The organism is Clostridium tunisiense TJ (assembly GCF_000300195.1).
Lineage (GTDB): Bacteria > Bacillota > Clostridia > Clostridiales > Clostridiaceae > Clostridium_J > Clostridium_J tunisiense.
The window spans coordinates 192,345-215,008 of record NZ_AMQH01000002.1; the positions used below are offsets into that span (position 1 = coordinate 192,345).

At 31.6% G+C, this 22,664-nt stretch carries 18 protein-coding genes and 1 riboswitch; of the genes, 5 read left to right on the plus strand and 13 right to left on the minus strand.

Annotated elements, in window-relative coordinates:
* Positions 1–39: 39 nt before the first annotated feature.
* The 3 genes from kal to C661_RS0100945 form a co-directional block, all read right to left on the minus strand.
* Positions 40–420 (minus strand): 3-aminobutyryl-CoA ammonia lyase, encoded by a 381-nt coding sequence (gene kal / locus C661_RS0100935; RefSeq protein ID WP_017413419.1) that lies wholly within the window; start codon positions 418–420, stop codon positions 40–42.
* 327 nt (positions 421–747) lie between these two features.
* Positions 748–928: riboswitch (Lysine riboswitch) on the minus strand.
* Between the two features lie 152 nt (positions 929–1,080).
* Positions 1,081–1,362, minus strand: a complete 282-nt coding sequence (locus tag C661_RS0100940; protein ID WP_017413420.1) for a DUF503 domain-containing protein — start codon at positions 1,360–1,362, stop codon at positions 1,081–1,083.
* 171 nt (positions 1,363–1,533) lie between these two features.
* The gene (locus C661_RS0100945) at positions 1,534–2,061 is read right to left on the minus strand and encodes a hypothetical protein (RefSeq protein WP_017413421.1); all 528 of its coding nucleotides are present in this window, start codon (positions 2,059–2,061) and stop codon (positions 1,534–1,536) included.
* Positions 2,062–2,378: 317 nt separating this feature from the next.
* On the opposite strand from C661_RS0100945, the gene C661_RS0100950 reads away from it, so the two are divergent.
* Both C661_RS0100950 and C661_RS0100955 read left to right on the plus strand, forming a co-directional pair.
* A complete protein-coding gene (locus C661_RS0100950) occupies positions 2,379–4,151 on the plus strand; it encodes a thiamine pyrophosphate-dependent enzyme (protein ID WP_017413422.1) in 1,773 nt (590 codons plus the stop codon).
* 14 nt (positions 4,152–4,165) lie between these two features.
* Positions 4,166–4,762: an indolepyruvate oxidoreductase subunit beta gene (locus tag C661_RS0100955; protein WP_017413423.1), complete on the plus strand. Its 597-nt coding sequence runs from the start codon at positions 4,166–4,168 to the stop codon at positions 4,760–4,762.
* A gap of 166 nt (positions 4,763–4,928) precedes the next feature.
* Here the strand turns inward: C661_RS0100955 and C661_RS0100960 are convergent, their stop codons facing one another.
* The 5 genes from C661_RS0100960 to tsaD form a co-directional block, all read right to left on the minus strand.
* Positions 4,929–5,783 (minus strand): formate/nitrite transporter family protein, encoded by an 855-nt coding sequence (locus tag C661_RS0100960; RefSeq protein ID WP_017413424.1) that lies wholly within the window; start codon positions 5,781–5,783, stop codon positions 4,929–4,931.
* Between the two features lie 320 nt (positions 5,784–6,103).
* The gene (locus tag C661_RS0100965; protein WP_017413425.1) at positions 6,104–7,102 is read right to left on the minus strand and encodes a hypothetical protein; all 999 of its coding nucleotides are present in this window, start codon (positions 7,100–7,102) and stop codon (positions 6,104–6,106) included.
* A 419-nt stretch (positions 7,103–7,521) separates the two neighbouring features.
* Positions 7,522–9,549 carry a urocanate hydratase gene (gene hutU / locus C661_RS0100970; RefSeq protein WP_017413426.1) on the minus strand — a complete coding sequence of 676 codons (2,028 nt, stop codon included), beginning with the start codon at positions 9,547–9,549 and terminating at the stop codon, positions 7,522–7,524.
* An 18-nt stretch (positions 9,550–9,567) separates the two neighbouring features.
* Complete coding sequence (locus tag C661_RS0100975) at positions 9,568–11,562, minus strand: aminopeptidase (protein ID WP_017413427.1); 1,995 nt, start codon at positions 11,560–11,562, stop codon at positions 9,568–9,570.
* A 640-nt stretch (positions 11,563–12,202) separates the two neighbouring features.
* Positions 12,203–13,225: a tRNA (adenosine(37)-N6)-threonylcarbamoyltransferase complex transferase subunit TsaD gene (tsaD, locus tag C661_RS0100980; protein WP_017413428.1), complete on the minus strand. Its 1,023-nt coding sequence runs from the start codon at positions 13,223–13,225 to the stop codon at positions 12,203–12,205.
* 436 nt (positions 13,226–13,661) lie between these two features.
* Between tsaD and C661_RS0100985 the strand changes: the two genes are divergently transcribed.
* Entirely contained in the window at positions 13,662–14,297 is a 636-nt protein-coding gene (locus C661_RS0100985; protein WP_017413429.1) for a RusA family crossover junction endodeoxyribonuclease, read from the plus strand.
* 140 nt (positions 14,298–14,437) lie between these two features.
* On the opposite strand, the gene C661_RS0100990 is transcribed toward C661_RS0100985, so the two are convergent.
* Complete coding sequence (locus C661_RS0100990; protein ID WP_017413430.1) at positions 14,438–15,817, minus strand: MATE family efflux transporter; 1,380 nt, start codon at positions 15,815–15,817, stop codon at positions 14,438–14,440.
* 243 nt (positions 15,818–16,060) lie between these two features.
* Here C661_RS0100990 and C661_RS0100995 point away from each other — a divergent pair, with 243 nt between their 5' ends.
* Positions 16,061–16,648 carry a DUF4230 domain-containing protein gene (locus tag C661_RS0100995; protein WP_017413431.1) on the plus strand — a complete coding sequence of 196 codons (588 nt, stop codon included), beginning with the start codon at positions 16,061–16,063 and terminating at the stop codon, positions 16,646–16,648.
* Between the two features lie 54 nt (positions 16,649–16,702).
* Here the strand turns inward: C661_RS0100995 and C661_RS0101000 are convergent, their stop codons facing one another.
* The 3 genes from C661_RS0101000 to C661_RS0101010 all read right to left on the minus strand — a co-directional run bounded on the left by C661_RS0101000 (position 16,703) and on the right by C661_RS0101010 (position 18,758).
* Positions 16,703–17,539, minus strand: coding sequence for a TPM domain-containing protein (locus tag C661_RS0101000; RefSeq protein ID WP_017413432.1), 837 nt, complete (start codon positions 17,537–17,539; stop codon positions 16,703–16,705).
* On the minus strand, positions 17,539–18,108 hold the full coding sequence (locus C661_RS0101005) for a LemA family protein (protein ID WP_017413433.1): 570 nt from the start codon (positions 18,106–18,108) through the stop codon (positions 17,539–17,541). The genes C661_RS0101000 and C661_RS0101005 overlap by 1 nt, the downstream gene beginning before the upstream one ends.
* 272 nt (positions 18,109–18,380) lie before the next feature.
* Positions 18,381–18,758: a CoA-binding protein gene (locus C661_RS0101010; RefSeq protein WP_017413434.1), complete on the minus strand. Its 378-nt coding sequence runs from the start codon at positions 18,756–18,758 to the stop codon at positions 18,381–18,383.
* A 235-nt stretch (positions 18,759–18,993) separates the two neighbouring features.
* Between C661_RS0101010 and C661_RS0101015 the strand changes: the two genes are divergently transcribed.
* The gene (locus C661_RS0101015; RefSeq protein WP_017413435.1) at positions 18,994–20,985 is read left to right on the plus strand and encodes a fructose-bisphosphatase class III; all 1,992 of its coding nucleotides are present in this window, start codon (positions 18,994–18,996) and stop codon (positions 20,983–20,985) included.
* Between the two features lie 246 nt (positions 20,986–21,231).
* Here the strand turns inward: C661_RS0101015 and C661_RS0101020 are convergent, their stop codons facing one another.
* Entirely contained in the window at positions 21,232–22,461 is a 1,230-nt protein-coding gene (locus tag C661_RS0101020) for a S1C family serine protease (protein ID WP_017413436.1), read from the minus strand.
* Positions 22,462–22,664 lie beyond the last annotated feature (203 nt).

Genomic DNA, 22,664 nt, shown 5'->3' on the forward strand with positions numbered 1-22,664 from the left:
TTAATTTTTTAACAATACCTATGCAGGAATTCCTGCAATTTACTTTCTTTTCTTATCTTTTGGAACTACGCATGTTCCGCTTGCTCTACATACAACTATAGGCTCTTCTAAAACATCACAAGCTGAATCATTTATATCTGGTCTTGGAACTATTACTTTTCTAGCTTCAAAAACCATTTTTCTTGAAGTGTTTCCAACTTGTACAATTTCTCCAACTGCTTCAATGTAATCTCCAGCATAAACTGGTGCTAAAAACTCAACACTGTCATAAGCTTTAAATAAACCTTCATCTCCATCATTTAGGATTAGTAACTCTGTAGCCACATCCCCAAATAATTGTAACATTCTTGCTCCATCTACTAAGTTTCCACCATAGTGAGCATCGTGAGAACTCATTCTTAATCTAATTAATGATTTCATCCCTTTTCCTCCTTAACCTCTATCTTAATTATTATTATTTTATGTAACCATCATTTTAATAAAATGATGAAAGATGTTACAATACTTAACCCCTACCATTAGATTCACACCTTAAAGTGTTAAAGTACTAATCCGTAATCCTTGAACCATGAAATTAATTATTCCTAAAGCTCAGATCATATTTTCATAGGTACTTCTCTCATTATCTTTCGTATTTTTAAAATTCATATGTATTTTTGGCAAAATAAAAAATGGTGCTGAAAAATTCAGCACCACTAATAGACATTAACACCTTGGAGGCTACTATTAATGCAATGAATTTTTCATCACATAAATAGCTCTCCATAATTTAATTATGGCAGTTATAGAAGATTGCCTTCTATCCCCAAGCAATATATATATAAACATATATACTCTTTCGGCATATAAATACTTCATTCAAAGCTTTGGAGGTTTTTCTCCTTAACATCTATGAATTACCAACTTTATATGCACCTCTATTTATGACCTATTTAATTTTATACCAATAACTTTATCTTCAATTATCATTATAATATTCCATTTTAAAAAAATCAACACATTTTTTCTCTAAATTATGTTTATATTAAGAAATTTTTAAAAAATTTAAAAAATTGCTATGCTTAATCGACACTTCATTGTTTAAAGAATTTCTATATATGTATCCATCAGATCTGCTTCTGAAACTTCATCAATGAAATTGATTACACTTTGGACCATAGAATTAGCATGAGCAGTAGTTGTAGTTACTACTACAAATCCAATTATGATGCTCTGATGAATATCTTGATCTTCAACTTCTGCTATGGATACGTTGAACTTATTTTTCACCTTTTGTATTATACTTTTCACAACCATTCTTTTTTCCTTAAGTGAATGAGAAAAAGGAACATTTAAATAGACCTTACAACTTCCAATTATCACTTGTTTATCACCATCCGCTAAAATGATTCTCTAGTTTTTCTCATTTTATATTGAGCTAGCACTAGTACCTAGGAAACTTATAAGCATTTGTTAATATGCATTAGTATATTATATTTATATGCACCCAAATAAATTACTTTAATTAAACAGTGCCTGCACTAATAATTTATTTTAGTTATTTATAATATCTTCTCCTAACTCTCTCCACAAATAATAATCATCAATAAATTTATTATTTAATACTTGTAGCATCTGTTCATATTGTTTTTTATTCCAGTTACACTCAGACTTAAGACATCTTTCTATATACTGCTTAAAAAAGTATTTCATAGTATTATTTAATGTAATCTCTTTAACTAAGTTATTATTATTATCACAAAGTATGATATAAATATACTTTTGTTTTATTAAATTTAACAATAGCTTTAAACATTTTTCATCATTATAGTCAAACCAAAACTTATAATAATTATTAAATCCCTTTTCCCTAAGGTTTACTACTATATATTGAGCTAAAACATCTTTACTCTTAAGAAAAGCACCTCTGATTGCAACACGAGGATTTATTATCTGAGTTTTTAATACCCTAAAGTCATCCTTTACTACTATTAAAGTTACAGTACTCAGTTTAATTCTGTGCTCTACCAAAGTTGAGGAATTAGCTGGTAAGTCTATAATAAGATCTTCTAAGCTTCTCACATTGTTGACCTCCACTTTTAATCCAACTAATAAACATTTTTTGTACAACATATTATACCACAGAATATTACATAAACACCTAAGGTTCTCATAAGTAATACTAAATATTATTTCATTATACAAATTTTATTAGGTAAACTCCTCTGTATTTTTGGGTTGTTTTTTATTGGTAACAGATATTTTGTAAATATATTAAATTTTTCGACACTAGTAGTAATAACTGTTATTAAGTGATAAAATTTATTGTATACTAAATTTTGATTTCTTATCATATAAATTATTGAATTATATATTGTGATGAAATGGAGGACAGATTATTGAGTACTAAAAAAATACTAACCGGAAACGAAGCTGTTGCAAGAGGATTTTTTGAGGGTGGTGGAATAGTTGCCTCAAGTTATCCCGGTTCCCCTACAGTTCAAATCCTAGATAGTTTAAAACAGTATGAAGAAATTTTTAGTAAGTGGGGAACAAATGAAAAGGTTGCTATGGAAATAGCTATGGGGGGAAGCATTGCCGGCGCACCTTCCATGGTATCTATGAAACATGTAGGAATAAACATAGCAGCTGACCCCTTTATGACCTTTACACAAGTTAAGACAAAAGGACCACTTCTATTAGTTGTTGGGGATGATCCTGGTCTTACTAGCTCTCAAAATGAACAAGACAGCAGATTCTATGGTAAATTTGCAAACATTCCAGTGTTTGATCCCTGCAATCCTCAAGAAGCTAAAGACTTTATTGTAGAAGGAATAAAAATTAGTGAGTCTTTTAATACTCCTGTAATGATAAGACTAACCAGCAGATTATGTCATTGTAGAGGTGTTGTGGAATTAAAGGATAGAGTTGAATTTTCTTATGATGGCTTCAAAGAAGATCAAAGTAGATTTTGTATGTTGCCTCCATATGCTAATGCAGCGCAGCACTTTATGAAGGATCGAATGGAGAAGTTAGGAAACTATAATGACACCTATACCTTGAATAAACTCGATACTAATAATAGCAATATCCTAGTAATCACTAGTGGAATGTGTTATGAGAATTTAAAAGAACTTAATTTAAATGTTGATGTATTAAAACTTGGAATGATTTACCCACTTCCTATGAATCTCATAAAAAATTTATATCCTAAATATGAAAAAGTCATAGTGTTAGAGGAAATGCTACCCTTTATTGAAAACGAATTAAAAGTAGAAGGACTTAAGGTTATGGGGAAGGAATTGTTCCCATTTACTGGTGAACTTACTCTAGAACTTATTAAAGATGGACTTGCTAAAGCCAATATAATTAAAAATGAAGTTCAAAGTGTAGAGGCAGAAAAGGTTCCGCCAAGAACTCCAATGCTTTGCTCCGGATGCCCCCATAGACCTATTTTCCATATACTAAAAATGAATAAGGCTACTGTTATAGGGGATATTGGTTGTTACTCTTTAGGAATTTTAGAACCTTTTGAGGTTCATAAAACTAACATAAGTATGGGAGCTTCTTTAGGAATGGTTTTAGGCCTTGCAGAAGCAGAAAGTAGGATAGGTAAGAACAAACCTTTAGTTGCAACCATCGGCGACGGTACCTTCTTCCATTCAGGTATTACAGGCTTTTTACAACTTGCTCAAACAGATAAAAACATTACTGTAATTGTAATGGATAATAGGACTACAGCCATGACTGGTGGACAAATAACCCCTACAACAGGAGACTATTTTAAAGAAGAAGAACTTTACTCTGTGAATATTGCTGAAGTTTTAAAATCTCTTGGCATTGCTGATATTACTATAGTAGATCAGTTTAAATATAAGGAAACCAAAGAAGCTATAAATAGTGCCATGAAGAGAAATGGTCTTTCAGTAATTATAACTACTAGACCTTGTGCTCTTAACTTCAAGGTTAAAAATCCTCATTACTATGTAGATGAAAGTATCTGCATTAGTTGCAGAAGCTGCATAAGAACAAACTGTCCTCCTATTTCAATGAAGCTATATGATGGAAAAGATAAGAAAAATTCTTATATAGATAGCAATATGTGTGTAGGTTGCTCCGTATGTTCTCAAGTTTGTCCAGTTGGGGCTATAAAATGTAGTAAATCAGAATAGGGAGGGATGATTATATGGAATGCACAAATATATTAATATGCGGTGTTGGTGGTCAGGGTCTAGTTGTTACCACTAATATTCTTTCAGAAGTTGCTTTCTTGGAGGGTTATGATATTAAAACCAGTGATGTAATCGGGCTTTCCCAAAGAGGTGGCCTAGTGTTTGGTTCTATAAGGTTTGGTGAGAAAGTACACTCTGCCTTAATCCCACAGGGAGAAGTCGATATTTTGCTTGCTCTTGAAAAATTAGAAGGTTTAAGATGGGTTCACAACCTCAAGAAGGATGGAATAGTTATTTTAAATAACAACACTATTTACCCAAACAGAGTGCTAATTGAAAAAGAAGAGTATCCTGAAGATATTGAGAGTAAGTTAAAAGATAAGCCTTTAAAATTATTAGAAGTAGATGGAGTGGGTATTGGAAAAGAACTTGGTAACTTAAAAGTAGAAAACACAGTTCTTTTAGGAGCTTTATCTAACTTCTTACCATTCTCATTAGAAACTTGGCATGAAGTTTTAAGTAAAACCTTCTCTTCAAAACTTTTACCTATAAATAAAGATGCCTTTAACTTAGGAAGAAATATTTCTTTTAGTAATACTACTAAAAAATAAGGCTCAAATTATGTAGACTTCTAAGCTGGATTATTATTTTATTCATCTTGGAATCTCTTAAGAAAATCAACTAGGTCCATCCACAACTTGGGTCTAGATTTTGGCTTTATATAATTAAAGCAGTGAAGATTACTCCTCACTGCTTTTTAATATTCACTGAAAAACTTTATGCTGACATTTTTCCTTGTGATTTTACTTCTTTTTTAGATGGGATATATTTATATATTGCCCAATAGGTTAATCCAACAAATACTGCTCCACCTATTATATTTCCAATAGTTACTGGAATTATGTTATTGAATATACCTCCAACTGTTAAGTGGGATAGTTTCTCTGGTGTAACATGGGATAACTCTACAAAGGCTTCATTTGTCTTTGCTAATAAACCAATTGTAAAATAGTACATATTTGCAACTACGTGCTCATAGCCAGAAATAACGAAAACAAATATTGGAATAAATCCCATTAATACTTTGCCTGATACATCTTTTGCTGCATAACTTCCCCAAACACTGAAACAAACTATTATATTACAAAGTATTCCACTTGAAAGAGCTTGTCCGAAAGAAAGACTTGCTTTTGTAGCTGCTACTTTAATAGCATAACCTCCTAAAGTTCCTGTAGATAATAGTCCTGCATTAAAAATTAAAACAGCAATGATTATTGAACCAATAAAGTTACCAACAAAAACTAAAGTCCAGTTTTTGATTACTTGACCTACAGTGATTTTTTTCTCTGCTAATGCAATACTTAATAAGGCATTTCCAGTGAAAAGCTCTGCTCCACAAATTAAAACAAATAATAAACCAACTGGGAATACTAGTCCTGCTACAGTTTTTTGAAGTCCAACATTGGTAACACTATGAGAGGCCATAGATGAACCGTATGCTCCCATAGCAATAAAAGCTCCAGCTAAAATAGCTAATAATAAAGTTTGCATTGTTTTGTTATTTGCCTTTTTTATACCTACTTCTTCAACATAATCAGTTATTTCAGCAGGTGTTAACATTTTCTTGTCCATTACCCTACCCCTTTCCTATTAACAAACTACTCTTAAATTCTATTAATTTGAGTATATAAAAATATTAATTTTTTATTAATCCATGGATAATTATATTTGAGCTTATACCCTATGTCAATAAAATTCTACTTACTTTATATGCAATTTTACCCAGAACAAAAGCGTGCATTTACACGCCATTTTAAAAAAAGCATCAATCATTTGTAATTTTCTATATATGTATTAAAGCCTGCTAATTACAATGCTTTGATTCTACTATTTTCAGTGAAGAAAAGTTGAATTTCCTATAAAATAAAAAAAGTCACCATACTTTGGTGACTCTATAACCAATAAATATTAAATATTTCTATTTCCTCTAATTCTAAGTACTCCTGAACAAATTCATTAGTAAAGGTGCTTTTTAATACCTTCTTAAATTTTAACAATTGTTCTTCTGTTGGCTGTAAATCCTCTTTTTTCACTTCATTGTATACTACAAAAGTTGAGTTTTCTAGTTTATAGACATACTCTTCCCCTTTCACATACAAGTTATTTTCTTTGTCAAATTGAAGGCTACCTAATACATTTGAAGATATCTCTATCTTTTCAACTTTTTTTAAGGGCAAGTTATCCATATCTAACTCTGCTAGGTATAAGAATTCTTTTATTTCCCCATTATTCCTCCCATAAGAAATAGTTCTAAATGCTACCTTCTTTTTATCCTCAGTTATAGTAGCAAAATGAACTTCTTCTTCAGAGTTTTCAAGTTTATAGATTAACTTATCACCCAGATACAAGCTATTATTGTTTCGTTGTTTATCTCCCTTGGAATAAAGATACATTTGTTCTTTAGTTACCTCCATAAGAAGACCCTTTACTGAACTTAATTTTTCCATAGAGTTTATGTCATAAATTTCATATTTTAATACAGAGGGGTTTATTGAAGCTACTACTAAAATTTGCTGCTCATTAATCCACTTAAACTCCACTATATTCTGCATTTCTTCATCTTTTATAGGAATATTTTTATAACTTTTACTCTCTAAATTATAAATAATGACTTCTGCAGAATTATTATTTTCTTCATAAAAATATTTAAAGGCAACATTTCTTTTATCAGGACTTAAGGTTGTTAACTCCTTAAACTTTGTACTTTCACCAATAGGTTGAAGCTGTCCATTTTTTTCATCATAAAAGTAAATATTGTTATGTCTTTCAAACACCGCTTTTATATAATTTTCCTTTACAATCACCTGATTTTCTTCCTTACTTTCCTCTTTTACAACCTTTTCCTTAGTGCAAGCAGTAAACAAAAATAAAGCAACAATGAAACTTATCATTATTACACTTCTCAATAAAACACCAAACGCCCTACTCCTTTTGAACGTCACAGATACTCACCTTCACTCCCATTACTTCCAAAACATTTATACCGTCCATTATTATACTCCTATTAATCTTTCTCTTCAATATATGATACGTAGGATAATAATATTTAGTTAAAATAAAAACAATTTTTTACAGAAGTCACTTTAAAAGGTCAGAAACTCTCAAATTAATTTTAAGCGTTATAAATTCCTACAAATAAATTAAAGAGTGCACCTAAAATCCCTTAAGTACACTCTTTAATGTTTATATATAATTTTAAAATAAACTGAAAGTCATCTCTCCTGAAAAACTTTAAGGAGCTAACCGGAGCCTCTCAATTATATTAAACTATAGCTTTAATTCTTAAGGCTTTTAGAAGCTAAGTTTAAATTTATTTATTCAAGGCTTTTTCTACTACCTTAGATATTAAGTTGTTATCTGTAATATAAGGAAGGGTTATGTGGTCTGTGTTCTTATTTCTTTCATTATATTCCATACTAGTTTCTATAGAGTGTGGGTTTCTTGCCCAAGCTCTTCTTGCTACTCCTCCCATAACATCCCATGCCATAGAAGACTTAATTATATTATCTATTCTTTCACTACCATCAAGAACAAGTCCAAAACCACCATTTATAGACTTAGAAGTACCAACTCCTCCCCCATTATGAAGAGCAATCAAACTCATACCTCTAGCTGCATTGCCCGCAAAACATTGCACAGCCATTTCTGCCATCATATTGCTTCCATCTTTTATGTTAGAAGTTTCTCTAAAAGGTGAATCTGTACCGCTAACATCATGGTGATCACGTCCAAGCATTATTGGTCCTACTTCTCCATTTCTCACCATTTCATTGAATCTAAGGGCAATATCTATACGTCCCTGTGCATCTTGATATAATATTCTAGCTTCTGTTCCAACTACTAATTTATTCTTTTCTGCATCTTTAATCCAAATATAATTGTCTCTATCTTGGCCTCTTCTGTTTGGATTAATGCAGTCCATAGCCGCCTTATCAGTTTTTACCAAGTCTTCATGTTTTCTACTTAGACAAACCCATCTAAATGGACCATATCCATAATCAAATAACATTGGTCCCATAATATCTTCAACATAGGAAGGATATATAAAACCATCCTTCTCATCTACACCATTTTTAGAAATCTCTTTTCCACCTGCATCATAAACTGCCTTCATGAAGGCATTGCCATAATCGAAGAAATACACTCCTCTACTTACTAGAATCTTTATAAGTTCAAAATGCTTTAATAAAGTCTTGTCTATGAGCTGTTTAAAAGTATTTCTATCTTCTTTTAAAAGCCTTGTTCTTTCTTCAAAAGAAATTCCTACTGGAGCATAGCCTCCATCATATGGAGCATGGCAAGAAGTTTGGTCAGATAAAAGATCTATTTTAATATTGTTATCTACAATGTATTGTAACAAATCTACTACATTACCATGATAAGCTATAGAAATTGTTTCTTCCTTCTCTACCTTTTCTGAAACTACTTTAAAAATTTCCTCTAGATTGTCAGATGCCATAGAAACCCAACCTTGATCCAACCTAGTTTTTATTCTTGAGTAATCAACCTCTGCTACAATTCCTACTCCATTTGCTATTTCAATTGCCTTTGGTTGAGCACCACTCATACCACCAAGACCAGAAGTAACAAATATTTTCCCTCTTAAATCTCCATCATCAGCTACTCCAAGCTTTGATCTTCCTGCATTAAGTAATGTATTAAAAGTTCCATGAACAATTCCCTGTGGTCCGATATACATCCATCCACCTGCAGTCATTTGTCCATAGTTTGCAACTCCCAATTGAGTAGCAAGATGAAAATCTTCTGGATTGTCAAACATTCCAATCATAAGACCATTAGTATTAATAACTCTTGGTGCGGTTTTAGAGCTTCTAAATAGTCCTAGTGGATGCCCACTTTCTAAAACTAAAGTTTGCTCATCTGTGATATTTTCTAAGTATTTCATTATAAGTCTATACTGCATCCAGTTTTGACATACCTGTCCTGTTTCCCCATAAGTAACAAGCTCATAAGGATATAATGCTACTTCAAAGTCTAAATTGTTATCAATCATTACCTGAAAAGCCTTTCCCTCTAGGCATTTTCCCTTATACTCATCAATTGGCTTACCATAAAGTCTTCCTTCTGGTCTGAATCTGTATCCATAGATTCTTCCTCTAGTAACTAACTCCTCCATAAATTCTGGAGCAAGTTCTTCATGGTATTTTTCTGGAATATAACGAAGTGCATTTTTAAGAGCCAACTCTGCCTGTGCCTTAGTTAGCGTAAATCCCCTGTCTGGAGCTCTTCTAATCCCAGTAGCAAACTCAGGCATTTTTGGCAGCACATCGTCTAGCTTTACTACCATTGCATTTTCAATACTCACATTGTTTATCATATTTTCATCCTCCCCAAATTATAAATTCATCTCAAAGGGTTTGTTTAACTCTTCAGTTCCTTTAACAACAAACCTTCCATTTTCAATGATATTATATACTTCTCCTTCTTTGGTAATAACTGATATAAATTCTAAACCATCATAAGGAAGTGTTATATCTGTATGACATTGAGTATATGCTTCTTCAATATTAGTTTTCCTTAGGATAGATTTTTCATTATCTCTAGCAATGATTTCTTTGCCATCAAGTTGGTTATAAACCTGAACATCCTCTGCGAAGGAGAAACAAGTATCTCCAATTGCAAAGTGTGGTCCCATTTTTTCTACTATAAGGATTGGTAAAATATTTACTATATCATGCTTTTGTGCAATAACATAAGCTAAAGTGTTTGTACCAATAGCAAACTCACCAAGTGGTAATGTTTTGTTCGGGAATAATAAATTCTCTTCTATATATTTTTTATTTTCTTCTGCACCCTCAAAATTTGTGCAATTATATTCTTTAATGTAACCATCTTCAAATAAAAGTTCTAAATTTAAGAATTTTAAATCGTTCAAATACACTTCTTCTACATGAAGTATTCCATTAGTTCCCTTAAGTACTGGTGATGTGAATACCTCCCCTACAGGGATATTTACATCAGCTACACAATTTTCAAAGTTAGTTTCTTTGTTAGGATTTTTGAGCTCATGCATTTTAACTTTTATGTCTGTTTTATTTGTTCCCTTACCTTTAACTTGTACATATTCACCCTTATCTAAAATATCAATAATATTTTGCTGAATTCTTTCCCATTTACTTGAATCAAGCATATTTATTTCTAAGGTATCTTCAAATATTTTTTCATATCTCTCTCCAATTTCTGGAGTAGGGAAGGCAATTATGGTAAAACTTGTTTCTGTATCTGGCATGTACTTATCCATCATTCTTCTAATTCGGCCTTGATGACTTTGGAATAATCTTGCCTGAGTTTCACTGAGTTTCAAACATTCCTTCTTACTCTCTGGTGCGAAAGGAGTCTCCCCAAACCTATCAAAGAAAGCTGGTCCTGAGTATTTAGAAAGTTGTTCCTTATATGTTTCTAAGGCTTTGCTATATGCTTCTTCCTTTGCTTTTGTATACTCTTCATCTAAGAAAAGAGCTCCATCAAACCTGTGATCATAAGTGAACTGTTTATTTGGGTCAGTAGAATCTACAGTATTTAAAATGCATTTTAATCCAAAGGTTTCAAAATCCTTCATAAGGCTTTTAACAATTAGTTCTTGTCCCACATTAAAAATAACTCTAACTGTAGATTTTTTTCTATAATCCTTATTATCACGGGTAAAACCATTTATATAAGCATTAACTACAGTTTTAGATATTTCTTCTATCTTTCCATAGTTAGCTAAGAACTCTGCTGTTTTTATCTCATTTTCTCCAATATATCTACCATATTTAAATAAGTACCTAATATCTCTCAAGTCTTCCTTTTGGATTATTTCACTAACATAGCCTTCTATTTTTACTGCTACATCTTCAATTCTAGCTTTTGCTTCTACTTCTAACATGTCCTTTTCGAAGTTCTTTACAAGTCTAAGTAGATTTTCAGTCTTTGCTCCGTTGCTTTCAATAGAATTATATATGTCCATATATAAACTATTTAGCTTTTCAATCCTTTCAACTTCATGGTTGAAGGCAAGTTTTATCATAGAACAGAACCTATTGTATAAGTAGGTAAATACTCTACCTAATTCCTCTCCAAATACGCTGACTGCGTAAGCTGGATTCCCATAGCTCCTGTTATAGTTTTCTCCCATTATTTCTTTATAAAGATTATTATTTTCTTCTAATAAAACCTCAAAAGTATTAGAAGTAAAATAATCTCCCTTAACTTTCTCTTCCATTTCACAAGCCTTAACTATAAGCCCTGCTAAAGCTTTAAGATAAATTAATTCTTTTTTATCTTCTTCTACAGGTTTACCTGCTATACCCCTTATGGATTCTAAAAGTTCCATGTACTTATCGGCCATTGTCATATCCCCCTTTTTCTTTAACTATGCCACATTTGAAAATAACTAAGCATCACTAACACCTTGTTTTTGAGAAATTAAAACAGCTAAAAACATTCATAATGTTAGTGTTTTAATTTCCTTCTTAATTTGAAAATCCTCTAGTAGCTTTGCTTTACTAATTATATGCCACATATAATTTAATAACTCCCCAAAATATGGTTTTTTTACTTATAATAAAAAGTTAACATATTCAGAATTTTAAAACAATACTTTTTGCTATTATATATAATTTTAAAGTTTAATTATAAATATTCTTTAAAAATTAGGGATTACCTTCTATACTTTTCGTATTATTTTCTTCCTTACTTCGACTTATTTCACTAAATAACCTATCCTTATATTTAAAGCTTTAGAATAAGCTTTAAACTTTAGTTTTGTAAACTAGGAAAGTTAAATTCAAGGACTTAATATGAAAAATAAACGGTATATAATTTAATTTCTTTCTTATTTACACTTAAGTTTCAACTTAAAGGCTTTGTGCAAGGCCTTATTTAGATGTCCTAATCCTTTATTACTTTATAGAATGCTTTTTGAGCTTTATAGCAAAAACAGAGAATAAAACTTAATTTATTCTCTGTTTCACTAATAATTATTTATTTTATCGCTGACCTAGTTTTAAATTAGGTGACGCATTTAGGGTTAAATCAGCTACTCTTCCCCTTAAATACTCAAAGTATGCTGCACTTCCAATCATAGCAGCATTATCTGTACATAAGACTAGTTCTGGAAATAATACCTTTATACCTTCACTATCTCCTCTTTTTGTCATAGCATTCCTCAAATAAGAATTGGCAGCAACTCCGCCAGCTATTGCAATCTTATCAACACCTTTTATTTTGCAAGCTTTTATTGCATTGTCTACAAGCACATCTACTACAGACTTTTGAAATGATGCAGCAATATCTGCTTTATTATATTCCTCACCCTTCATTTCTAGCTTATTTAGATGATTAAGTACTGCTGATTTAACTCCACTAAAGGAAAAATCTAGACTTTCTTCATGAAAATTAGCTCTCGGGAATTTAACTGCATTTTCATTTCCCTCTTTAGAAAGCTTATCAATTTTTGGTCCTCCTGGATACCCAAGTCCTATAGCTCTGGCCACCTTGTCATAGGCTTCTCCTGCAGCGTCATCTCTTGTCTGTCCCATAACCTCAAAATTACCATAATCCTTCATATGAACTATGAAAGTGTGACCTCCTGAAACCACTAATGTAACAAAAGGTGGTTCTAATTCCTTATATTGAATAAAGTTAGCGCTTATATGTCCTTCTATGTGATTAACTCCAATTAGCGGTACCTTTAAAGAATATGCTAAGGCCTTTGCGTATTGTAATCCTACTAGCAAAGCTCCTACTAGCCCTGGCCCATAGGTTACTGCCACTGCATCAATATCTTTGAAGGTTAAATTAGCTACCTCAAGAGCTTCTTGAACTACTGCACTTACAGCCTCAATATGTTTTCTTGAAGCTACCTCTGGCACTACTCCCCCAAACTTTTTATGTATATCAATTTGAGAGGAAATAATATTAGATAATACTTCTCTTCCATTTACCACCACAGAAGCGGCTGTTTCATCACAACTAGATTCTATTGCAAGTATTTTAAATTGTTTTTCCATTTATATTCACCCACTTATATTGCTAAAATTATATAGCTTCCATATTAAAGTTTATCTACAAACACAATTTCATATAAATAAAATTATATGCTTTATATTAATTCCTTTTCCTAGGTTTATTATACTTTAACACTTATTATATATCAAACATCCTTAATATTGTCTATAACTTTTATGTTGAAACTTATAATAAGCTTTATGCTTAATTTTACATTTCTAATTAAGAGAATCACTTAAAACTATCCCTATTACAAACATAAGTTCCCTGTGGTATAATAATTTTGTAGGTTACTTAATATATAGTATCTTCGTAAGGTGTAACTTACTTTGGAAAAGCGGTTAGTTTAATCTACCAGCACTCTTTTAGGTGAGTTAAACGAAGTTTCCCTTGGGAAAATATGCATTTCTAACTAAATTCATAAATTAAGGAGTAATTATGAGTAATACTAATTATGCAAAAGTTGTTGTGAAGGGATCTCCTATTTCAAAGTCCAACTTTAAACTATTCAATATAAACGGAAGAGCGATTCTCCCTTTCAATTCAGGAAAGTATCATGATAGATATGCTCTTTATGAGGAAGAAATCGCCTATGAATGTAGAATTCAAAACCCTGGATTAGTCCTTAGTGAAGCTCTTATTGCTGTGCTAAAGGTTTACTATAAAAGCAAAAAAAGACATCCTGATACCAATAATATTACTAAAAGTATTTTTGATGGTGTTGAAAAAAGCGGGCTTATAGTAAATGATGCTCAAGTTAGAAGGTTAATTATTGAGGAATTTTATGATGAAGAAAACCCTAGATTTGAGCTAGAGCTTTTTGCAGAAAGTATCTATAAAATGAATTACTCTATTGTTAAACTGAGTAATCCATTAACTCCAATTGATTATGGTCCACCCCCAAATAGGAAAAGTGAAGGAAGAAATCAAAAGGCTGACCTTAAATCACCTGTAAGTGATAAGTCAAAACTTACCTGTGAAATATGCAATAAAACTGTATCCAAAGAAAGCTCCATTAGTGCTAACAAAGGAAAAACTATTTTATGCAAAAACTGCTTTAAAAAATTGTTTTAACTTCTTATTTCTATAAAAACTTAAAAACAACCTAAGCTGGTGTGTAAATTCAGTGGTGAAGTTCTTTCTCCATAAAAAACAAAAACAACCAATTTTTCAATGGTTGTTTTTGTTTTTTATAATAATTTAATTAACTTAATCTATCCAACTGATACTTCTGTATCTTCTTCTTTATAAATATTTTTTCTTTTGTAAAATAAGATACTAACCATAAATCTGACTACTAAATCTATGCACATTGCTGACCAAATTGCAATAACACTTAACTTTAAAACGTAGGTAAAGTAGAAGGCTAATGGAATTCTCACAAGCCAAATACCAATCCCAGCAGAGTACATAGGAACCTTTGTAAAACCAGCCCCCCTTAGTGCACCGTTTAGGCAAGCCGATATGTTTTGTGGTATCTGTACAAGGCCCATAAGTATTAAGTATTTAGAACCAAGCTCTATTATTGGTTGTTTATCTGTAAGGAGCCCCATTACAAAGTGTGGTAAAAACAGCAATATAACAGACGAGAACGTAGTTAATATGGTAGATCCAATTAAAATTTCTCTCATATACCTTTTTCCAAGCTTTTTATTTCTAGCTCCTATAGTTTGCCCTGTAAAGGCTGTTGCTGCTACAGCAAATCCCACTGCTGGCATAAATGAAATTGATTCTGCTTGAAGCCCTTGCTGGTATGAAGCCATGGCTATATCTCCGTACCTTAAAATTAAGGTAGTTAGAATTATAGCTGATACTTGCCAAAATATAGATTCCAAAGCAGAAGGCATTCCTACTTTATATACTTCTTTAATTTGATGTTTATCTAGCACGAAACTTTCCTTAGATTTGGACCCTGCTAGTACTCCATCTTTATTGAACAATACATACAGTCCAACCATTGCACCAACAAATTGAGCAATTACAAGCCCCACAGCAGCTCCCCTAAGTCCTAAGGCTGGTATTCCTAAAAATCCAAAAATAAAAATTGGACTTACTATTACATTTGTCCCATTCATAATAAACGCAATCTTCATTGGTGTTTTAGCATTTCCCATTCCTTGAAGTACTGCTGCAACCACTAACATAATTACCTGAAATGGCAATCCAAAGGCAACTATCTTAATGTATTCATAGGCATTAGCTCTTAGTGTCTCACTAGAGTTTTTATATATAGTCCCAAGAAAAAAATCTCCATTAAAAAACAAAATCACTGCTAAAATTATAACTAGCATTAAGCATGACAGTAAGGTTTGCATGGCTACATGTTTTATTTTCTTGTGATCTCTAGCACCATAGGACTGAGCTACAAACACAGACCCTCCCGTTGATATTCCTTTAAAAAGAGCCCAAATAATATTAGTTATCCTATTGCTTATCCCTAGTGCAGATATAGCAACCGCATCTAGCCTTCCTATAAAGCCCGCCGCTACAAACCCCGCCATCATCTGAAGTACACTTTCAAAGGTTATAGGAAGTATCATTGAATAGATCTTTTTCCTAACCTCTTTTTGACTCATCTCCGTTGTTTCTTCCACAGGTTATCCCCCCACTACAATTAATCCAATATAATTATACCATTTTATTTCGAGTGCCGAAACATTTAAAAAAATAAATATTAATTAAATTCAATAAACTTATTTTTTTCTTCTCTATCACCCATAAAAATATACTTAATATGAACATATTTTTATGCTCATGCAAATATCATATAAAAAATGCTTATTTTAACATTAACTATTTTTCATAAATATGTTATGTGGGGAGGTTTTTATAATTTTATGAAAATATTTAAGAAAATTAAATTATTTTTTTTCTTACTTATAGGTTTAGGTGTAATAATAATTGCAAGTTCTTTTACAATGAAAAAAGATTTGCAAAAAAAATGTGATTTAGTTACTGAAAAACTCATAACCATATCTGAACTAGCTACTACAAAATATAACTACTCAAATGTGATTTCGATAAATGACAACTTGAAATATAAGGATTTTATTATACCCTTTACTGAAAAATCCTTTGTTGTAAAATATAATGGCTATGTTACTGCTGGAATTGATTTAAGCCAAGCTAGAACATCTATAGAGAACAATGAACTGTTTATTATTCTCCCTCCTAGCAAAATTCTTAACCATACAGTTAATGAAGATGAAATTTTCATTTTCGATGAAAAGTCTTCCGTTTTTAATAAACTCCATATTGATGATATGTTAAAGGAAATAATCGCTGAAAAAGGCACTATGGAAAGTAATTTAATTAAAGAAGGCTTCTTAGATAAGGTTGACGCTGACACTATAAAGTTTCTTAAGGATTTTTTTAAAGAACTAGGCTATGATGAAATAAACATCTCTATTGAAAAATCTAAATAAGTAAAGCCTATATCTTAGGTTAATCCTAAAATATAGGCTTTACTAATTTTATAGCTACCAGCTTCCTGAGGAACCTCCTCCACCAGAGGAGCCTCCACCAAAACCGCCAAAGCCTCCACCTGAACTTCCTCCAGAACCTCCACCGAAGCCTCCAAAACCTCCGCCACCGCCTCTTCCTCTTCCACCAAATATATTGCTCCAAAATATTAGTTTGAATAAAAAGGTAGTAACTCTTCCTCTATTGAATATTAAATCTAATAAGAATAAACCTAAAAATATTCCTAGTGGAAGTGGATTAGAATTTCCCCTTGTTGAAGTATTATCTCCCCTACTAGGTAAGGTTATTTTTTGAGATTTATCTAAAGTAGTCCCATATTCCTTTGCTATATAATCACTCATAGTGCTATAACTTGCTAAAAGACCTTCACCATAATTTCCACCTTGAAACTTGGGCTTAGCTATTTCTTCCATTATTCTACTGGTTAGCACATCTGGTACAGCACCTTCAAGCCCCCTTCCTACTTCTACTCTCCACTTTCTATCATTAAGAGCAAGAAGTATTAGTAGCCCATTATCCTTCTCTTTCTGTCCTATTCCCCAGGTCCTAAATAACTTTAATGCATATTGTTCTATAGGAGTACTTTTTGTAGTGTTAATAACCACCACCACCGCTTGTGCTCCAGTTTTATCCTCTAGCTCTTTTCCAATAGATACAATACCTTCAATCTCACTTTTACTTAAAGTCCCAGTGTAATCATTAACATACTTATAAGGTGTTGGATTTGGAAATCCTTCTGTTGCCTTTGCAGTAAAAGGTAATACGGCAAATATAAATAATAGAAGAGAAGTTACTATTATTTTTATAGATTTATAATTTTTCATAGTTTTCATTATTTACTAAAATCTACTTTTGGAACTTCTTTAGCCCCTTCAGCAGCTTTGTAAAGTGGTTTTTCTTCAAAGCCAAACATAGAAGCAACTATATTACTTGGAAATCTTCTCCTCTTTGTGTTATATTCTGTTACTGCAGTATTATAGTCTTGCCTTTTAACTGCTATTCTGTTTTCTGTTCCTTCTAACTCAACAGATAAATCCCTAAAATTTTGGTTTGATTTTAACTCAGGGTATCTCTCAACCACTACTAAAAGTCTTGAAAGAGCCCCAGATAAACTAGCATCTGCTTCTGCTTGTTCTTTAACATTTTGTGCTCCTGCAAGCTTTGCTCTGGATTCTGCAACCTGAGTAAAAATTTCTTTTTCTTGAGAAGCATAGCCCTTAACAGTTTCTACAAAGTTTGGAATTAAATCAGACCTTCTTTGTAAGTCTGTGTCTATATCTGCTTGTGCACTATTTACCCTTAATTCTAGAGCCACCAAACTGTTGTAAGTTCCTACTATTGGAATAGCTATTAATGCAATTATTACTATAATAGCAATTAAAACCTTTAGTCCACCTTTCATATCTTTTCCTCCTTAATAAAATGTTTTTAAACATATCTTCTATAAAGTTTATTGTTATATTGTTGCATAAAGAACAAATTTTAATCCAAATAATAGATAAATAACTTCGTTTAAAACGGCTTAATAAAAAAGCAATTTATCCTTAACTTAAGAGATAGTTTACCCATAATAAAGTCACAATATTAAGTTTTGCTGAAAATTTAGGTGTAAAAAAACCTTATAATTAAGCCTTTGTTTTATTCGGCTATAAATTATAAGGTTATTTCATTTAATTATATTCTACCTAACTCCACGAATAGGCATTGTTCATGCTCTACCTTAAAGCCCATTTCCTTAGCCTTTCTTATAACATCCTCATCATAAGATCCCGGCTGAAACCAAAGATTTTCAATTCCTGCTGCTCTAATAGCTTCTAAAGAGTTTATTGCCACCTTAGGATTAACAATTATGTTTATTGCTTCAATGCCTTCAGGTAACTCTTCTACAGAGTGATATATTTTCATTCCTTCAATTTCTTCATACTTAGGATTAATACCATATACTGTATACCCTTTTTCATCTAGTCTTTTTAAAATTTTATTTCCAAATCTACTTTCATCTGGCGTAGCTCCAAGTAATGCCCAAGTTTTAAAGTTTAACATTTCATTCATAGCGTGTCCTCCTTAATCTATTTAGGGTAAAATTAGTTTTCCCAATAAAATTAATTCCATAATATATTTATTACTAATACCTGTCAACAATTCCTTTAACCACATTTTTTCATTAGCCAAATATGAGGTTTTGTTATATAATATACTAATGTACACTAATAAGAATTTAGTGTAGCACATATTCGATTATATGATTAATTATTAATACTTAAGTAATTTAGAAAAGGGGATTGACATGAGTAAAATAGATGAGATTGGTGTTGATATGATCGAAAGCGACTTAAGATATCTTAATTTGCTATCTCAAAAATTTCCAACAATTTCTGATGCTTGTACTGAAATAATTAACTTAGAGGCAATTTTAAACCTTCCAAAGGGTACAGAACACTTTTTAACTGACATCCATGGTGAGTATGAAGCCTTTGAACATGTTTTGAAAAATGCTTCAGGTGTTATTAAAAGAAAAGTAAATGATATCTTTGGAAATACTCTAAGAGAATCAGAAAAAAAGGATTTATGCACCTTGATATATTATCCTGAACAAAAGCTTGAGTTAACACTTGCAAAAGAAGATGATGTAAATGATTGGTATAGAATAACTCTACATCAATTAATTCAAATATGTAGAAATGTTTCTTCAAAATATACTCGTTCAAAGGTAAGGAAAGCCCTACCTAGTGACTTTGCTTATATTATTGAAGAATTATTACATGAATCTCAAGTTAGACCTAATAAGCATGATTACTTTAATGGAATTATTAATACAATTGTAAGTATTGGAAGAGCTAACGAATTTATCATTGCAGTTTGTAATGTAATTCAAAGACTTACTATAGATAGACTTCACATTATTGGAGACATTTATGATAGAGGTCCTGGTGCTCACATAATTATGGACACCATTATGAACTATCATGCAGTAGACATCCAATGGGGAAATCATGATATTCTTTGGATGGGAGCTGCTGCTGGAAATGAGAGTTGTATTGCCAATGTAATAAGGATTTGCACTCGTTATGCAAACCTAGAAACTTTAGAAGAAGGCTATGGTATTAACTTGCTGCCTCTTGCTACCTTTGCTATGGATACTTATAATGATGATCCTTGCAAATCCTTTAAACCTAAAACTGGTCCTGATGATGTTTATAAGGAAAAAGATTTGAAGTTAATGGCCCAAATGCATAAGGCTATATCTATAATTCAGTTTAAACTTGAAAGTGAAATAATTAAAAGACGTCCAGATTTTGGCCTAGATCATAGACAATTGTTAGATAAGATTAACTTTGAAAATGGCACAGTAATGGTGGAAGGTAAAGAATATCAGTTAAATGATACTAACTTCCCAACAATAGATCCTAAAAACCCATATAAGCTTACTGATGAAGAAAAAGAACTTGTTACAAAACTAAAATTCTCTTTCTTAAATAGTGAAAAACTTCAAAAACATGTTAGATGTCTATTTTCTAAAGGAAGTTTATATCTTAAATATAACTCAAATCTTCTTTACCATGCCTGCATTTCTCTAGATAATAATGGCAACTTTAAAAAAATTAAGCTAATGGGTAAAGAATACAGCGGTAGAGAATACATTGATAGAGCAGAAAGATTAGCTAGAGAAGCTTACTTTAACAAAGGAAGCCATGCCGCTAAGCAATATGGTCTAGATTATTTATGGTATCTTTGGTGTGGAGCTGACTCTCCCCTATTTGGTAAGAGCAAGATGGCTACCTTTGAAAGATATTTCATTAGTGAAAAAGAAACTCATAAGGAAATTAAAAATCCATATTATGAACTTAAAGATAATGAAGAAGTTTGTGATAGGATTTTAAGAGAATTTGGCCTTGACCCTGAAATTTCTCATATAATTAATGGTCACATGCCTGTTAAGACTTTAAAAGGAGAAAGCCCTATAAAAGCTAATGGTAAGCTTTTGGTTATCGATGGGGGGTTTTCTAAGGCATACCAACCCGAAACCGGTATTGCCGGCTATACCTTAATATATAATTCTTATGGCTTACAACTTGTTCAGCACGAGCCTTTTGAATCTACTCAAAAGGCTATTGAAGAAGGAAAAGATATTTTATCTACTAGCTTCATATTAGAACGTACTGCAGATAGAATGAGAATTAGGGATACTGATATAGGTAAAGATTTAATAGGCCAAATTGCAGACCTACAAAATCTTCTTATAGCCTATAGAAAAGGTATTATTAAAGAATTAAAATAAGTTAACAAGTATAAAGTTTGTCTTTTAAAATTTTCTTTATTTAACTTAATAGAAAACCTTCATTTGGATTTGATGCAAATGAAGGTTTTAAAAACGGCAATTTTCAAAGAAATAAAAACAGAGAGAAAGGGGGATTTCTCTCTGTTTTTATTTAGAAATTATTATTAACATAATTTATTTTGTTAACTATTCCTATTATAGCCACTATATTTAATCTTAAACAATTTACCTTTAAAAATTTTCTACCTATTCTATTTTAAGACTTGCCTTCATATTTTGACCATTTCTCACAAATTCTATTTCAATGGTATCTCCATCTTTATGAGTATCTTTAATTTTATTTAACTCTTCAACAGTTTCAACCTTCTTGCCATCAAACTTTGTAATAACATCTCCTGGTTGAAGTCCACCCTTTTGAGCTATACTAAAATTAGCTACATTAGTAATATATACTCCTACAGGCACCTTATACTTTTCAGCTAATTCCTTCGTTACATTTTGAACTGTTATTCCAAGAGTTATTTTTTGTTTTACTAAGTTTTCTAATTTTGTAGTTACATCATTAATTGGTATAGAAAAGCCTATCCCTTCTATTCCATTACCACTTAGTTTTGCTGTATTAATTCCAACTACTTCTCCTCTAGCATTTATTAAAGGTCCTCCACTATTTCCAGGATTTATAGCTGTATCAGTTTGAATTAAATTCATCTTCTTTCCATCTATTTCTACATCTCTACTTACTGCACTTACAATTCCTGTAGTAACAGAGCCCAAATATTCTTTTCCTAGAGGATTACCAATTGCTACAACTTGTTCCCCTACTTGTAAACTTTCTGAATCTCCTAAGGTAGCAACTGCTGGAAGTTCTACTTTATCTGTAATTTTTAAAACCGCTAAGTCTGCTTCTTGATTATAGTTTACGATCTTAGCATTAACTTCCTTTCCATTATTAAATATTACCTTTACTTGATTAGCCCCTGAGATTACATGAAAGTTTGTTAAAACATATCCCTCTTCTGAGAATATAAATCCTGATCCTATACCCTCCTGAGGTTCCATATTGAATCCAAATATGCTTGTTGAAACAGATTTAGTTGAAACTCCTACTACTGCTGGAGAAACTTTAGTCACTATCTCTGGTATATTTATACTACCTACAGCAGTAGGTGCCACCACTGTATTCCCATTATTAGCACTCTTTTGCTGAGTTACTGGTGTATTTGTGTTTTTCATGGTGGTATATGTTACTGCTCCACCTACTGCCCCTCCTAGTAAAGAGCAAATAAGTGCTACTGCCACCACAGAACCTAGTCTACCTGTTGTCCTTTTTCTTTTTATCTTAGGATCCGGATAAACATAAGGATTGTTATAAATTTCTGTATTTTTAAAGCTTCCATAGGTTGAGCTATCATAGTTCATATTATGATTTTCTGGCATAGTATTAAATTTATTATCTTTATTATTGAAGTTATCCATTTTTAAATCCTCCCTTAATTAAATCTCCCTATAACTATATTATCTCCATTTATGTGTCAATTCAGTGGCGACTTTGTGAAAAATTTTAAAATTAAATGTATTTATCACTATGTTTATGTCATAATTATTTTGTATTAAATTTAAACTATATAGGTTTAATCTACTTTTATATAAATTTCTTAGTACTTTTAGTCTATGAGTTT